This window comes from Pseudomonas sp. S36 (assembly GCF_016647875.1).
GTDB classification, from domain to species: domain Bacteria; phylum Pseudomonadota; class Gammaproteobacteria; order Pseudomonadales; family Pseudomonadaceae; genus Aquipseudomonas; species Aquipseudomonas parafulva.
Genome location: NZ_JACVVG010000001.1, coordinates 202,948 through 217,536, shown reverse-complemented (window position 1 = coordinate 217,536; position 14,589 = coordinate 202,948). Strand labels below are relative to the sequence as shown.

Genomic DNA, 14,589 nt, shown 5'->3' with positions numbered 1-14,589 from the left:
GAATTAATCCTATTTACTTCCACTGCAGGGCCATCCCCATGATCGATGCCGCGCCGCCGCCCACGCCCAGCCTGCCTGCGTTCTACCGCGAGCATCGCGGCTGGCTGGAAAACTGGCTGCGCCGGCGCATCGGCAATGCCTGGGATGCTGCCGACCTCAGCCAGGACACCTTCCTGCGCGTACTGGCCAGTGCTCAGCCGCTTGCCGACATTCACGAACCGCGTGCCTACCTGTTGACAGTGGGCAAGCGCCTGCTCAGCAACTTCTATCAGCGCCGCAGCCTTGAACAAGCTTACCTGGATGCCCTGGCGCAACTGCCCGAGCAACACGTGCCCTCGCCCGAGCAGCGCTGGGTGTTGCTGGAAACCCTGCAGGCGCTGGACGAACTGCTCGATGGCTTGAAGCCTGCGGTGCGCAAGGCATTTCTCTGGAGCCAGATCGAGGGCTTGGGCTATGCCGAAATCGGCGTGCGCCTTGGCGTCTGCGAGCGTTCGGTAAAGCGCTACATGGCTCAGGCCTACGAACATTGCCTGCTGGCCGAGCTGGAATGAACCCGCACCCCTCCGAAATGCGCGATGCCCTGCGTGGCGCCGCGCGCTGGCTGTCGCTGCTGGACTCGGGCAGTGCCAGCGATGCGGACCTGTTGCGCCTTGAGCAGTGGCGGGCCAGTAACCTGGCCCATGAGCACGCCTGGCAGAAGGCACTGCTGCTGCGCCAGCGCTTCAGCAGCTTGCCCGGCAGCCTGGCCATGGCAACCTTGGACCGGCCGGATGCTGGCCGCCGTGCGTTGCTCAAGCAGGCACTGGGCGTGGCGGTGCTGTTACCGTCGGCCTGGTTGATCAGCCGCGAACTGCCTATCGACGCCTGGGCCGCGGACGTAAGGACCGGGGTGGGCGAACGCCGCGAATTGCGGCTGGCCGATGGCACGTCGGTGCAGTTGAACACCGACAGCGCCGTGGATATCGACGGCCCAGGCCGGCGCATCACACTCAGGCGGGGAGAGGTGGCGGTGAAGACCCCTGGCCACCTCGACCTGCGGGTGCAGGTGCCTACCGGCCAGGTACAGCTGGGAGGCCAAGGGTCAGGCGCCGCCGATGTCTGTCTGCGCCTGCTGGATTCAGGTTGCCGAGTATCGGTGACGGGTGGCCGCGTGCGCCTGCAGCCCGGGAATGGCTCGCCCGTGGTCCTCGAAGCCGGCCAGCAGGCTAGCCTGCTCGGTAGCGGGGTGGATGCCGTGACCACTGTGGAACCCTGGCTGCTGGGCTGGCGCGAGGGCGTGCTGCGCCTGGATGATCGCCGCCTGGGCGAACTGCTGGCCGAGCTGCGCCGGTATCGCCCCGGCGTGCTGCGCTGGTCACCGGCCATCGACGGGTTGCGGGTCACCGGCACCTTCCGCCTGGACGACACGGACCAGGTACTGGCCCTGCTCGCCGCCAGCCTGCCGGTGCAGGTGCAGGCCCGCACCCGTTATTGGGTCACCCTGGCCCCACGAGAAAATTCCGCATGAGGCTGTCCCCTTTTTTTCGCTCACCGGTCATTACCGGTAGAAGACCATGAAGGGGAGCTTTTTCAGATGCGTGCAGTAAAGTCCAACCGCGTGCGCCCGCTGGTGCGCGCCGTGCGTCCGTTGTTTGCCATGAGCCTGCTGCTGAGCCTGCCCACCTGGGCCGAGGAGCCCGTGCGGCGGGCTTACCAAGTACCTGCCGCCAGCCTTGGCGCGGCCTTGACCCGCTTTGCCGACCAGGCTGGCGTGAGCCTTTCGCTGGACCCTGCGCTGGTGCGTGGTTTGAACAGCGAGGGATTGTCTGGCCGCTACAGCGTGGATGAAGGCTTCATGCACCTGCTGCGCGGCAGTGGCCTGCAACTGCTGCCGGTCGGCGAGGGCGCCTTTACGCTCATGCCGGCACCGCAAGCGGGCGCTGCCCTGGAAATCGCCCCCACCAGCATCGTCAGTGGCCTGCCCGCCGGCAACGACGCACAGCCCTATGCCGGCGGCCAGGTGGCGCGGCAGGGTGCCCAGGGCCTGCTGGGGGCGCGGGACTTCATGGAAACGCCGTTCAGTATCACCAGCTACACCAGCGACCTGGTCAAGAACCAGCAGGCGCGCACCTTGGGTGAGCTGGTCGCCAGCGACCCTTCGGTACGTACCACCAACCCGGCGGGCGGGCGCTTCGAGCAGTTCACCATTCGCGGTTTCAGCCTGTTCAACAGCGACGTGGCCTACAACGGCCTGTACGGCCTGCTGCCGACCTATTCCATCGACATGGAAATGGCCGACCGGGTGGACATCATCAAGGGCCCCAGCCAGCTGATCAACGGCATCGCCCCGCGTGGCAGCGTAGGGGGCGGCATCAACGTGCAGCCCAAGCGCGCCACCGACAAGCCCATCACCGAGTTCACAGGCAGCTATGCCTCGGCAGGCCAGGCCGGCGGCGCGGTGGACATTGGCCGGCGCTTCGGTGAAGGCCAGCAGTTCGGCGTGCGCTTCAACGGTGTGAAGCAATCGGGCGACACCGAATGGGACCACCAGAGCGTCGACCGTGAAATGGCGGTGCTGGGCCTGGATTTTCGCGGCGACCGCCTGCGGCTGTCGGCCGACCTGGGCCATACCGAGCGCGATACCGACGCCCCGCAGGAGCGGGTGCTGGTAGGCGCGCGCGCCAAGGTGCCGAAGGCCAGCGATGTGCACCGCAACTACGCCCAGGCCTGGAGCAAGGCACGTACCAACGACACTTTCGGTGCCGTGCATGCCGAATACGACATCAGCGAATCGCTGCTTGCCTACGGCGCTGTGGGCGCGCGCAAGAGCAACCATGACTTCCTGCGCCACAACGTGTCGATCATCAACGATGCGGGCGACTTCACTGTGCAGCCACGTGATTTTACCCGTGACGAGTCGGTGCGCACGGCCATGGCCGGGTTACGCAACTGGTTCCACACCGGCCCGGTCAGCCACGAGGTGAACCTGGCCGCCACCTACTACTACATGGACTTCACCAACGGCGGCGCCCGCTATGCGTCGTCGCCCAGCAACCTGTACAACCCAGTCGCAATACCGGCCCCTGGCACACCCACCCGGCGCGACTCCAAGGACTACACCGAGAACCGCTTCTCGGGCGTGGCCCTGGCCGACACGTTGGGCTTTTTCGACGACAACCTGCTGGTCACCCTGGGCCTGCGCTGGCAGCGCGTGCAGGTGGACGACTGGAGCGATGGTGTGAAAGGCGACACAGCCTACGACGAAGAAAAGGTCTCGCCGTCGGGCGGCGTGCTGTTGAAAGTCACCGACCAGCTGTCGTTGTACGCCAACTACATGGAGGGCTTGAGCCAGGGCAAGATCGCACCTTCGACCTCCATCAACGAAGATGAAATCTTCCCGCCGTTCACCAGCCGCCAGGTTGAAGTGGGCGCCAAATACGACCTGGGCAAGGTCGCGTTCACCGCCAGCGCGTTCCGTATCCGCCAGCCCGCCTACGAAACCAACCCCGGCTCCCGCGTGTTCGGTGCCAATGGCAAGCGCAACAACCGTGGCATCGAGCTGAGCGTGTTCGGCGAGCCGCTGGACGGGGTGCGGCTGCTGGGCGGGGTGATGTACATCGACAGCGAACTGACCGATACCGTGGGCGGCGCCTATGACGGCAACCGCGCCCCCGCCACTCCGGAATACAACGTCAACCTGGGCGCCGAATGGGACGTACCCGGGGTGGACGGCCTGACGCTGACAGCGCGCGGCACCCACTCCAGCTCCCAGTACCTGGACCAGAACAACAGCAAGAAGATCGACGGCTGGGAGCGCTACGACCTGGGTGCCCGCTATGCCTTCAAGGTGGACGCCACGCAGGTCACCCTGCGCGCCAGTGTCGAGAACGTGCTGGACGACCGCTACTGGAGCTCGGCCGGTGCGCCCGATGACGCCGAGCCGGGGCTCACCTTGTCCACCCCGCGCACCTACCTGCTGTCCGCCACCGTGGGCTTCTGAGCCCCGGCGGCTGCTAGGCCGGGTCGGGAATGACGGCGATCACGTCGATCTCCATCAGCCACTCGGCCTGGGCAAGCCCGGCAACCACCAGGCCGGTGGAAATGGGGAACACCCCCTTCAGCCATTTGCCCACTTCCTTGTACACCGGCTCGCGGAAACGCGGGTCGGTGATGTAGGTGGTGGTCTTGACGATGTGCGACAGGTCGGAACCGGCTTCTTCCAGCAATTGCTTGACGTTCTTCATGGCTTGCTCGGCCTGCGCCCGGGGGTCGCCCAGGCCTACCAGGTTACCTTCGAAGTCGGTGCCTACCTGGCCGCGAACATAGACCGTGTTGCCGGCGCGCACCGCCTGGCACAGGTCGTTGTCCAGGGTCTGGTTGGGGTAGGTGACCTTGGTGTTGAACATGCGGATGCGGGTGTGGGTAGGCATCAGTGGGCTCCTAGGGTGCTGACGGTGCTGAGCTTGGGGTGTGGCTGGTCATCGGCGGCGCGCTGCTCGCGGTCGCGGTAGGCCAGGTAGGTGCGCTGGGTGGCGATGTGGCCAGCGACGTGCTTGGCGTCGTGCCATACGCCCCAGATGAACGAGGAGCCACGGCGCGACAACCAGGGCAGGCCGAGGAAGTACACGCCGGGCTCGCGGGCGACACCGCGCTGGTGCTGGGGCTTGCCGTTGGCATCGAAGGTGTCCACCTGCAGCCAGCTGAAGTCCACGCCGTAGCCGGTCGCCCAGATGATGGTGGCCACACCGGCCTCGGCCAGGTCCAGTTGGCGCAGCGGGGTGCGCATGCAGGCCGGGTCGGGCAGGCGTTTGCGGGCGTCGGGCTCTTCGGGCAGGTCCAGGCCGTTGCGCGCTACGTAGGCATCGGCAGCATCGAGCAGGGCCAGGTAGTTCTCGTCGCCGCGGTTGATGTTTTCTACCAGGTTGTCCTGGAAGTGCGCGACGCCATCGCTGAACGACTGGGTCAGGCCGACCAGGGTCATGCCCTGGTGGGCGAGGGCGCGAAAATCGACGGTATGGCCGCCACGGGCACCACTTACCGCGATGGTGACGTGTTCGCGCCCAGGCTTGGCGATTTCGGCATCCCATTCGCCCAGCACCCCCAGCCACCAGCAGAAGTCGCGGTTGCGGTAGGCGCGCGGTGGGCGGTCATGGGCCCCCACCGACAGGTACACCTGGCGCCCGGCGCGCATCAGTTCTTCGGCAATCTGCACCCCGGAAGACCCGGCGCCCACCACCAGCACGGCACCTTCAGGCAGTTGCTGCGGGTTGAAGTAGGCCGCCGAGTGGATCTGATGCAGGTTGGTGTCCTTGGGGGCGATGGCCGGGATCACTGGCTTCTGGAACGGCCCGGTGGCAGCCACCACCCGGTTGGCGCGGATCACGCCCTCGTTGGTTTCGATGGTGAAGCCGGGGCGGTCGCTGTTGCGCACTACCTTGCGCACCTCGATGCCGGTGCGCACCGGCAGGTTGTACTTGCGTACGTAGTGTTCGAAGTAGTCGGCTACCTGGTCCTTGCCGGCAAAGGCATCAGCGTCCATGTCGAACGCCAGGCCCGGGAAGCGGTCGTGCCATACCGGGCCGTTGGCCACCAGCGAATCCCAGCGGCCGGTGCGCCAGGCTTCGGCAATGCGGTTGCGTTCCAGTACCAAGTGCGGCACGCCCAGCTTGCTCAGGTGTTCGCTCATGGCCACACCGGCCTGGCCGGCGCCGACGACGAGGGTGTCGATTTCGAGGTTGTTCAGTGTCATGTCCGAGCCCTTGTTCAGGCGGTTTTTGTGAGGTCGGTTGGAAGACCGCCGTTTACCTGGGGCCAGACTAGGGATGCCCGGACAATGGCGAAAATAGTATTTAGCTGGTGCTTGCCGATAAATTGGCGAAGGCCCCGACGGGCCGGGGGTGCACCGTGCATGGTGGCCGTTCGGGCGTGCCAGCGGGGGGCGAAGGGTTAGTTTTTTGTTGCTCAAGGCCTCGGAAAAAGGTGGTTTCCTGGGCCTCGGGTTTGCTCGCAGAATGCCTTCCAACCGCATAGCACAACAGGATCCATGCCATGACCTTCTCCATCATCGGGCGCTGCCAGGAAACCGGCCAGGTCGGTATCGCCATCAGTTCTTCCAGCATCGCGGTCGGTGCCCGCTGCCCCTGGGTCAGGGCCGGGGTAGGCGCGGTTGCTACGCAGAACATCACCTTGCCCGCCCTCGGGCCGCAGATTCTCGACGCCCTTGAGCGCGGGCAACTGCCCCCGGCCACCGCCCTGGACCAGGTGCTGAGCGCCAATGGCTGGAGTGAGTATCGCCAGGTCACGGTGATCGACAGCCACGGCCAGGTGGCGCTGTTCACCGGGCGTGAAGCGCTTGGCACCCATCATGCCGTGGCCGGGGAGCAGTGCGCGGCAGCCGGTAACCTGTTGGCCTCGGCCGCCGTGATAGAGGCCATGGTGCAGGCATTCGAGCAGGCCAGCGGGCACCTGGCTGACCGCCTGCTGGCCGCCATGCACGCGGCGATGGCGGCAGGCGGTGAAGCCGGGCCGGTCCATTCTGCCGCGCTCAAGGTTGCCGGCGAGCTGACCTGGCCGCTGGTGGACCTGCGGGTAGACTGGGCCGACAACGACCCCATCGGCGCCCTGCAGGGCTTGTGGCAGGCCTATCGCCCGCAGATGCAAGACTATGTGACCCGCGCCCTGGACCCGACCGCAGCCCCCAGCTACGGGGTGGCGGGCGATGAGTGAGTTCGCCAGCCGCGCGCTGTTGGCCCGGTTGGTGGGCTATGCCACGGTCAGCCGCGACTCCAACCTCGACCTGATCGGCTTCGTGCGCGACTACCTGGCCAGCCTGGGCGTTGCCAGTGAGCTGTTCCTCAACACAGAGGGCACCAAGGCCAACCTGTTCGCCACCATCGGCCCCACAGACGTCGCGGGTATTGTGCTGTCGGGGCATACCGACGTGGTGCCGGTCGATGGCCAGGCCTGGACGGTGGCGCCGTTCGCGCTCAGCGAGCACGACGGCCGGCTTTATGGGCGGGGCACCGCCGACATGAAAGGCTTCATCGCCTCGGTGCTGGCGGCTGTCCCGGCATTGCTGGCCGAGCCGCTGCGCATGCCTGTGCACCTGGCATTTTCCTATGACGAAGAGGTGGGCTGCCTGGGGGTGCGCTCCATGCTGGCCGCCCTTGAACAGCGCCCGCTCAAGCCCCGGCTCTGCCTGATCGGCGAGCCTACCGAACTCAAACCGGTGCTTGGGCACAAGGGCAAGCTGGCCGTGCGCTGCCAGGTGCAGGGTGCAGCCTGCCACTCGGCGTACGCTCCGTACGGGGTCAATGCCATCGAATATGCGGCCAAGCTGATTGGCAAACTGGGTGACTTGGGTGAGGCGCTGGCCAGCCCCGAACGGCATGACTGCCGTTTCGACCCGCCGTTCTCCACGGTGCAGACCGGCGTGATCAAAGGGGGCACGGCGCTCAATATCGTGCCGGCGCATTGCGAGTTCGATTTCGAAGTGCGGGCCTTGCCAGGCTTCGATGCCGCCACGGTAGCCAGCGAGTTGCAGCAGTATGCCGACGCCGAGTTGCTGCCACGGATGCGCAAGGTCAACCGCGAGAGCGCTATTCGCCTGCAACCCTTGAGTGCCTACCCTGGGCTGGCGACCCCGGCAGACAGCGAGGCGGCGCAGTTGCTGGCGTTGCTCAGTGGCTCGGAGGCTTTCGGTACGGTGGCATTTGGCACGGAAGGAGGGCTGTTCGACCAGGCCGGTATCCCGACCGTGGTGTGTGGCCCTGGTAGCATGGACCAGGGCCACAAGCCCGACGAGTTCGTCAGCGTCGAGCAGTTGCGGGCGTGTGACGCGATGTTGGCCAGGCTGGTGGCCTACCTGCGCCAGATGCCTGTCAGAAGCTGGCCTTGACCTGCAGCCCGACCACCAGGGCGTTGTCGATGGCTTTGCCAGAGAACGCGCCTGGCTCGATGATGTACTGCACATCCGGCCGCAGGTTCAGCCACGGTGTGGCCTGGTAGCCGTAACTCAGTTCGATCAACTGCTCGGCGCTGTCGATGTCCGGGTAGGGGCGCCCGGCATCGAAGGCAGCCGCTTGCTGGACGTCCCGGCTGCGTGGGTTGGGCACCGCACGGCCGTAGCCCAGGGCCACGGTATCCCGCGGCCGCCCCTGGAACGGTTGATACAACACCACGCCTGCGCCATACCACTTGGTGAAAGGCGAAGCCGCCTTGCTGGACGCCGAGTACTGGCCAAAAGCATGCAGGCTGCGCCCTGGCAGGCCAGGGTCGTTCCACACGGCCTGGTCAATCAGCAGGTAGTGGCCGCCGCGGCCCGCCACCTGCTTGTCGCTGCCGATACGCTTGGCGTCGGAGCTGTCGTAGTAGTAACCCAGCTTGTACTCGCCGGGCAGCTCGCCCTGAAGCTTGTAGACCAGCTCAACCGGCACCACGGTGCCAGTAGTGTGCTTGGGCCGCAGGTGCCAGGCCCGGCTGGAATTGCCGTTGCTTTCCGGGTCGACGTTGAAGGCGGCAACCCGCAGTTGCCAGGCGGGCGACAGGTCGTACTTCACGCGCACGCCAAGACGGGCGTTGGGGTAGTTGGTCCAGCCGCTACCACCGGACATGTTCAGCGGGTGGCCGCAGAAACCGGCATTCATGAAGTTGCACAAAATGCCACTGTCCAGGCCGCCCAGGTCGTTGCCCATGGCCATGTAGCCGAGCTTCACGTTCAGCGCCGGGGTAAACAGGGTGCGCTCGTAGCTCAGTTCGGTCAGGCGGGTGTAGAGGCCGCCGTAGTTTTCCTGAATCGGCAGTCGGTTGCCTACCAGGTCTTCGGAGGCGCTGTTGCCCCGGCGATCGTTGATGGTCAGCTGCACCTTACCGCCATTGTCCAGGCCATACAGCTTGGACAGGTCAAACTGGACGCCCAGTTTGACGTTTTGCGAGTAACGCGCCGAGCGGTGCAGGCCGCCGTGAGCGTTGTAGGCGGTTTCACCGCTGTAGTCGGCGGTGAAGCGGATGCCGTCTGCCTCAAGCTGATGGCGCAGGCCGCCCCAGTCGCCTGTCAGCGTGCTGCGGGTCATCAGGTCGCCGTCGGCGAGGGCAGGGGTGCTGGCCAGGGCCAGCAGCAAAGCAGGAGTCATGCGGGTTGCGGATAGCATTGCGGGGTCTCGGGGAGTCTTTCAGGGCCTCTTGGCGGGTAAAACCGCCCTCACACAGGCGGGTAGCACACCCGCCTGTACAAGCCGGCGCACCGGGCCGGCTGTGGGGTTGGGTGCGCCTGCTCCTTGTAGGAGCAGGCTCACCCGCGCCAAGGGCGACACGGTCTCAAGGCAGGGCGTAAGCGATCACATAGTCGCCCCGGTCAGTCGACTGGCGTGCGCCGCCGGCGGTGATCACCACGTACTGCTTGCCGGTCTTGGGCGACACATAGGTCATCGGGCCACCCTGGCTACCCACCGGCAGGCGTGCTTTCCAGATCTCGTTACCGTTGCTGCTGTCATAGGCGCGCAGGTAGAAGTCCTGGGTGCCGGCAATGAATACCAGCCCGCCTTGGGTCGACAGGGTGCCACCGAGTGTCGGCAGGCCGATCTTGATGGGCAGGTGCATGCGGATGCCCAGTGGGCCGGTGTCTTCCACGGTGCCAACCGGGACCTGCCAGGCCACCTGGCGGGTTTTCATGTCGATGGCAGTGAGGGTGCCGAACGGAGGAGCCTGGCACGGAATGCCGGCCACCGACAGGAAGCGGTTCTTGTTCACCGCATACGGCGTGCCTTTGAGCGGTACCGCGCCCATGCCGGTGTTCAACGACTCGCCACCGGAGGCTGCCTTGCCCTGGTTTTGCGACGGGATCATCTGGATCCACAGGCCCAGGCGCATGTCGTTGACGAAGATGAAGCCATGCACCGGGTCAGTGGAAATACTGCCCCAGTTCATGCCGCCCAGCGAGCCGGGGAAGCTCAGCGACAGGTCCGTGCCTGGCGCGGTGTACAGGCCGTCGTAGCGCATTTTCTTGAAGTCGATGCGGCACAGCAGCTGATCGTACGGGGTGGCCCCCCACATGTCCGACTCGGTCAGGGTCTGCGCACCGATCTGCGGCATGCCCACCGACTTAGGCTGGGTTGGCGAGTAAGGCTCGTTGGGGATGTTGCTCGGCTTGACCGGTACTTCGTCGACCTGGGTCAGCGGCTTGCCGGTGGCGCGGTCCAGCACGTAGATCTGCCCGGCCTTGGTGCCGATCACCACCGCAGGCACCGACTGGCCGTCGTCCTTGGTGAAGTCGATCAGGCTTGGCTGCATCGGCAGGTCGAAGTCCCACAGGTCGTTGTGGACAGTCTGATAGACCCACTTCTGGTTGCCGGTAGTCGCGTCCAGGGCCAGGACCGAAGCGCCATAGGTGTGGTCCAGCTTGTTGCGTTCCACACCGTAGATGTCGGTGGAGGACGAGCCCATGGGCAGGAACACGGTGTTCATCGCCGGGTCGTAGGACATCGGCGCCCAGCTGTTGGGGGTGCTGCGCACGTAGGTGTTGTCACCCTGTGGCGCCTGACGGTCTTGCGGGTTGCCCGGGTCGAACGCCCAGCGCATGGCCCCGGTATACACGTCGAAGCCACGGATCACACCGCCTGGCATGTCGGTCTGTACGTTGTCGGCAACACGCCCGCCAACCACCACCGTGGTGCCGGCCATCAGCGGCGCCGAGGACAGCTGGTAGTAGGAGTCCGGTACATCGCCCAGGCCAGCCTTGAGGTCGACTTGGCCATTGTTGCCAAAGCCCTGGCAGAACTCACCGTTGTCGGCATCCACGGCAATCAGGCGGCCGTCGATGGTGTTGGTGAGCAGGCGGCGCTGGCAGTTGGCACCCGCAGGCACGCTGGCGACGCTGACCGGGGTGCTGTTGGGCTGGGTAGGCTGGGCCACGGCCGTGGTGGCGTCGAAGTAAGCCATGCCACGGCAGCGCTGCCAGACCTTGGACTGCGCGTTGATGGCGTTCTTCCACAGCTCCTTGCCGGTATCGGCATCCAGCGCGATCAGGTTGTTGTGTGGGGTGCAGATGAACACCTTGTTGCCAATCTGCAACGGGGTGAGCTGGTCTTCGGCCCCGTTGCCGTCACTGATGGCCACGTCGCCGGTGTGGTAGGTCCACGCCACTTTCAGTTTGTCGACGTTGTCACGGCGGATCTGGTCCAGCGCTGCGAAGCGGCTGCCACCTTCGGTATTGCCATAGTGGGCCCAGTCTTTCTGTGCGGTGCCGGGCTCCACCGGGGTCAGGCCAGGGCCGTTGCCAGTGGGCGCAACGCTGGGGTGGGCGACGAACATGTTGCCGGCGGCAATCGCCAGCACTACGCCCATGACCGCCGCCACGCCGTAGGCGCTGCGGCCTGCGCTTGCGCCGCTGGCCCGTGCCAGCATCGGGTAGGCAAGGGCGACGACCGCGCCGATGGCGCCGAACATGAACAGGCGCGAGAACAGCGGCCAGAACACCAGGCCGGCGTCAGCCAGGGCCCACAGCACGGTACCCAGCAGGAACACGGCATACAGCCAGGCCCCGGCCCGCTTGCGCCGGGCGATGAGGATGCCGGCCAGGGCCATGGCCAGGCCGCCGATCAGGAAGTACCAGGAACCGCCCAGGCCGGCGAGCTTGAAGCCGCCGGCGGCCAGCAGAAGGCCAAGCAGGGCAATGATGATGCCCAGCCCGCCCAGGACGAAGGTTGAGGCGCCAGAAGTGCGCGGAGTGTGTGTCATGCCAGGGATCTCAGCAGGTGGAATGCGCCGAGTTTAAACGCTTAGCTTGCTAATTAACAAGTTGGTACAAAATATTCTGAGGCTGATTGTCGCAGGCCTGGAACTTATAAAATGCTGCCAAATATCGGCAAATGCCTCACAAATACAAGTTAACTTGCGGCTAAAAACGTTATTAAATCCAGGTGTAGACTTTCGTAGAACCCGTTGATAGCTAGGCGCCAAGCGGCAGCAGTAAACCAATCACCACGAACAGCCCACCGCAACAACGGTTGAACCCGGCGCCGCCCTGGTTCAGCCACGGCCGGATGCGAAACGCCAAGCGGGCCAACAGGTACTCCACCGCAAGCTCGACACTGGCAAAGGTGGCTGCCATCACCGCGAACTGCACGGGCAGGCCGCGCTGCGGGTCGATGAACTGCGGCAAGAAGGCGCCGTAGAACAGCAGTACCTTGGGGTTGGCCAGGGCCGACAGCAGGCCTTGGAGAAACAGGCTGCCATTGCCCTGTACAGCCCCATGCCCGGCTGCTGCGAGGTGAAGCCCCGGGCTGCGCCACAGTTGAATGCCCAGCCACACCAGGTAGGCACCGCCCGCCCATTTCAGCCCGCTCAACGCTGACGGGTATGCCTGCAACAGCGCACCGATGCCGAACATGGCCAAGGCGATCAGCGCAACGAACCCCACCACGCCGCCGAGAATGGTGAACAGGGTGCGACCTGCGCCATAGAGTGCGCCGTGGGTGAGGGCCAGCAGGCTGTTGGGCCCAGGGGTAACGGCCAGCCCAGCACTGGCCAGCAGGTAGATAAGCCAGATTTCGATTGCCATGCTGCGAACGCCAGTTGCCGGAAAGAGCGTCAGTTTAGGAGGCCTTGCTGACGGGTGCAGGGTAGTATCTGGTCATTCCATGGTCATATCTGGACAGCCGTATGCACCCCGACATTCGCTTGCTGATCGTACCGATGCCCGATTTTGCCCTGCTTCCTTTCGGTGCTCTGCTCGACAAGCTGCGTTTCAGCGCTGACGACGAGGATTACAGCCGCCAGCGTTATTGCGCCTGGACAGTGGCCGGGCTGACGGCAGAGCCGGTCGCCTCCAGCTGCGGTGCGGTGGTGCAGGTGGAGGCTGCAGTCGATCAGCTGGAAGTGTCTGGTTTTGACTACCTGGTGCTGCTGGGTGGTCGAGGCGCCATGGCAACGGCGGCCAAGGCGCCAGACTACGAAGGCCTGCTGAAAAAAGCCGCGAGGGCAGGGGTGAAGTTGGTGGGCGTGGACAACGCAGCTTTTTTGCTGGCAGCGTGCGGCCTTCTGCGAGGACACAGGGCGGTGATTCACTGGCGCCATCAAGCTGAATTTCGCGCTGCGTTCCCTCACCTGCAGATGCTCCCGGAGCAGCTGTTCTGCATTGATGGCGACCGCATCACCTGCGCGGGGGGTACCGCGGTTGTCGACCTGGTTGTGGCCTTGCTGGCAAAAGCGTGTGGGCGAGCCCGAGCGCTGAAAGGGCTGGCAGACATGCTGATGGATGAACCCCGTGACAGCCACCACGCATTGCAAACGCTGGAGCCTGGGCACGCCACAGGCAGACTGGTGGCACGCGCGCAGGCGCTGATGCGCCATCACCTGGGCACGCCATTGCCTGTGGAGCACCTGGCGGCTGAACTGGGGATCAGCAGGCGGCAACTGGACCGGCAGTTCCAGGCCAGCCAGGGCATGAGTGCCAAGGCCTGGTGGCACGAGATGCGTCTGCAACAGGCGCGCTGGCGCCTGCTCAACTCAAGCCACAGCCTGGCGCAGATCGCCTACGAGGTGGGGTTGGGGGACGCCAGCCACCTGGGCAAATGCGTGCGCAAGCGTTTTGCTTGTACGGCGCAGCAGTTGCGCGCAGGAGGCGGGTAGGCCTGACGCCTGTCAGACCGGCCTGGCCCGATTACTGGGGGGTGCCGAACAGGCCGGTCCAATAAATGCCAGCATCGCTTTTCGGGTCGGTGGCATAGGCGGCGCCCAGGTCACGGAAGTCCGGGTTCATCAGGGTTGCGCAATGCCCAGGGCTGTCGAGCCAGCCTTGAACCACCTTTTGCGCAGTGTCGCGGCCAGCGGTGATGTTCTCGCCAATCTGCTGGTACAGGTACCCGGCCAGTTCGGCGCGATCACCCGGCGTACGGCCATCCTTGTCGATATGGTCGAAGAAGTTCTGGTTGGCCATGGCCCGCGTATGGTTGGCAGCCACTCCAGCCAGTACGGCGTTCCAGGTAAGTGGCGGCGCGGCGGCGAACGGCTGGCCACCGCACTGGCGCGGTTGCTGGCGTGCTGCATTGATTGCCTGCAGTACCTTCTGCCCTTCGGCCTGCCAGTCACCCAGGCGACCGCTTAGCAGAGGGCGCGCCAGCACGATCCGCCAGTCTCGCCCTTCCTGGCTGACGCCGATGTCCACGAACTGCGGGTCGAGCACCACCTGACAAAAGCTTTCTTCGATGGCATGCATGGCCGCACGGGCATCGCGCGGGCCGGACAGGCTGATGGCCTGCACGTTGACCATGGGGTAGGCCGCACGGGTCATGGCCTGCTGCAGGTCGCGGGTGCCCTCCGGCGACAACGCCAGGCGTGTATCGCTGTTGAGCGGGGGAAGCTCCAGCGAAGCCTCTGTGCCACAGGACTGTGCCGTGCTGCGGTAGACATTGATCGAGTCGATCAGCTGCGCCTCTTCGCCGGTTACCGCCAGCGCTCCAGTCGAGACAAGCAGGCCCAGCGAAAAGGCAGCAACGGATGGCAGGACGCGCATGTGGATCTCCCTGTAACTGGCAGCGTCGTGGTTCGCGCTGCTCATCCTACACAAGCCCGGTGGTTTACGCCCGAGCCTGTGCAACCCATTGAACGGGTTGG

The 14,589-nt window shown here is 65.3% G+C and carries 12 protein-coding genes; 6 read left to right on the top strand and 6 right to left on the bottom strand.

All coding sequences use genetic code 11. The features are described 5' to 3' along the window. The first annotated feature begins 38 nt into the window (after nt 1–38). From IAE36_RS00910 to IAE36_RS00900, 3 genes are all read left to right on the top strand, one after another. Nucleotides 39–551 (top strand): sigma-70 family RNA polymerase sigma factor, encoded by a 513-nt coding sequence (locus IAE36_RS00910; protein ID WP_201209726.1) that lies wholly within the window; start codon nt 39–41, stop codon nt 549–551. Continuing rightward, nucleotides 548–1,507, top strand: a complete 960-nt coding sequence (locus IAE36_RS00905; RefSeq protein ID WP_201209724.1) for a FecR domain-containing protein — start codon at nt 548–550, stop codon at nt 1,505–1,507. Before IAE36_RS00910 ends, IAE36_RS00905 begins: the two co-directional genes overlap by 4 nt. Before the next feature lie 66 nt (nt 1,508–1,573). Further along, a complete protein-coding gene (locus IAE36_RS00900) occupies nt 1,574–3,979 on the top strand; it encodes a TonB-dependent receptor (protein WP_201209723.1) in 2,406 nt (801 codons plus the stop codon). 13 nt (nt 3,980–3,992) lie between these two features. On the opposite strand, the gene IAE36_RS00895 is transcribed toward IAE36_RS00900, so the two are convergent. Together IAE36_RS00895 and IAE36_RS00890 are read right to left on the bottom strand one after the other, a co-directional pair. Then, nucleotides 3,993–4,409, bottom strand: coding sequence for a RidA family protein (locus IAE36_RS00895; protein ID WP_201161602.1), 417 nt, complete (start codon nt 4,407–4,409; stop codon nt 3,993–3,995). Next, entirely contained in the window at nt 4,409–5,728 is a 1,320-nt protein-coding gene (locus IAE36_RS00890; protein ID WP_028633833.1) for a flavin-containing monooxygenase, read from the bottom strand. The genes IAE36_RS00895 and IAE36_RS00890 overlap by 1 nt, the downstream gene beginning before the upstream one ends. A gap of 299 nt (nt 5,729–6,027) precedes the next feature. Here IAE36_RS00890 and IAE36_RS00885 point away from each other — a divergent pair, with 299 nt between their 5' ends. Together IAE36_RS00885 and argE are read left to right on the top strand one after the other, a co-directional pair. After that, nucleotides 6,028–6,705 carry a DUF1028 domain-containing protein gene (locus IAE36_RS00885; protein ID WP_201209722.1) on the top strand — a complete coding sequence of 226 codons (678 nt, stop codon included), beginning with the start codon at nt 6,028–6,030 and terminating at the stop codon, nt 6,703–6,705. Beyond that, nucleotides 6,698–7,876: an acetylornithine deacetylase gene (gene argE, locus IAE36_RS00880; RefSeq protein ID WP_201209721.1), complete on the top strand. Its 1,179-nt coding sequence runs from the start codon at nt 6,698–6,700 to the stop codon at nt 7,874–7,876. The genes IAE36_RS00885 and argE overlap by 8 nt, the downstream gene beginning before the upstream one ends. On the opposite strand, the gene IAE36_RS00875 is transcribed toward argE, so the two are convergent. From IAE36_RS00875 to IAE36_RS00865, 3 genes are all read right to left on the bottom strand, one after another. After that, the gene (locus IAE36_RS00875; protein WP_201209720.1) at nt 7,860–9,128 is read right to left on the bottom strand and encodes a carbohydrate porin; all 1,269 of its coding nucleotides are present in this window, start codon (nt 9,126–9,128) and stop codon (nt 7,860–7,862) included. The two genes, argE and IAE36_RS00875, sit on opposite strands and share 17 nt — an antisense overlap. Nucleotides 9,129–9,294: 166 nt before the next feature. Continuing rightward, the gene (locus tag IAE36_RS00870; RefSeq protein WP_201209719.1) at nt 9,295–11,712 is read right to left on the bottom strand and encodes a glucose/quinate/shikimate family membrane-bound PQQ-dependent dehydrogenase; all 2,418 of its coding nucleotides are present in this window, start codon (nt 11,710–11,712) and stop codon (nt 9,295–9,297) included. Between the two features lie 211 nt (nt 11,713–11,923). After that, complete coding sequence (locus IAE36_RS00865) at nt 11,924–12,535, bottom strand: LysE family translocator (RefSeq protein WP_201209718.1); 612 nt, start codon at nt 12,533–12,535, stop codon at nt 11,924–11,926. Nucleotides 12,536–12,636: 101 nt separating this feature from the next. On the opposite strand from IAE36_RS00865, the gene IAE36_RS00860 reads away from it, so the two are divergent. Further along, nucleotides 12,637–13,605, top strand: a complete 969-nt coding sequence (locus IAE36_RS00860; protein WP_201209716.1) for a GlxA family transcriptional regulator — start codon at nt 12,637–12,639, stop codon at nt 13,603–13,605. Nucleotides 13,606–13,636: 31 nt separating this feature from the next. Here the strand turns inward: IAE36_RS00860 and IAE36_RS00855 are convergent, their stop codons facing one another. Beyond that, the gene (locus tag IAE36_RS00855) at nt 13,637–14,488 is read right to left on the bottom strand and encodes a CAP domain-containing protein (protein WP_201161610.1); all 852 of its coding nucleotides are present in this window, start codon (nt 14,486–14,488) and stop codon (nt 13,637–13,639) included. Nucleotides 14,489–14,589: the final 101 nt, after the last annotated feature.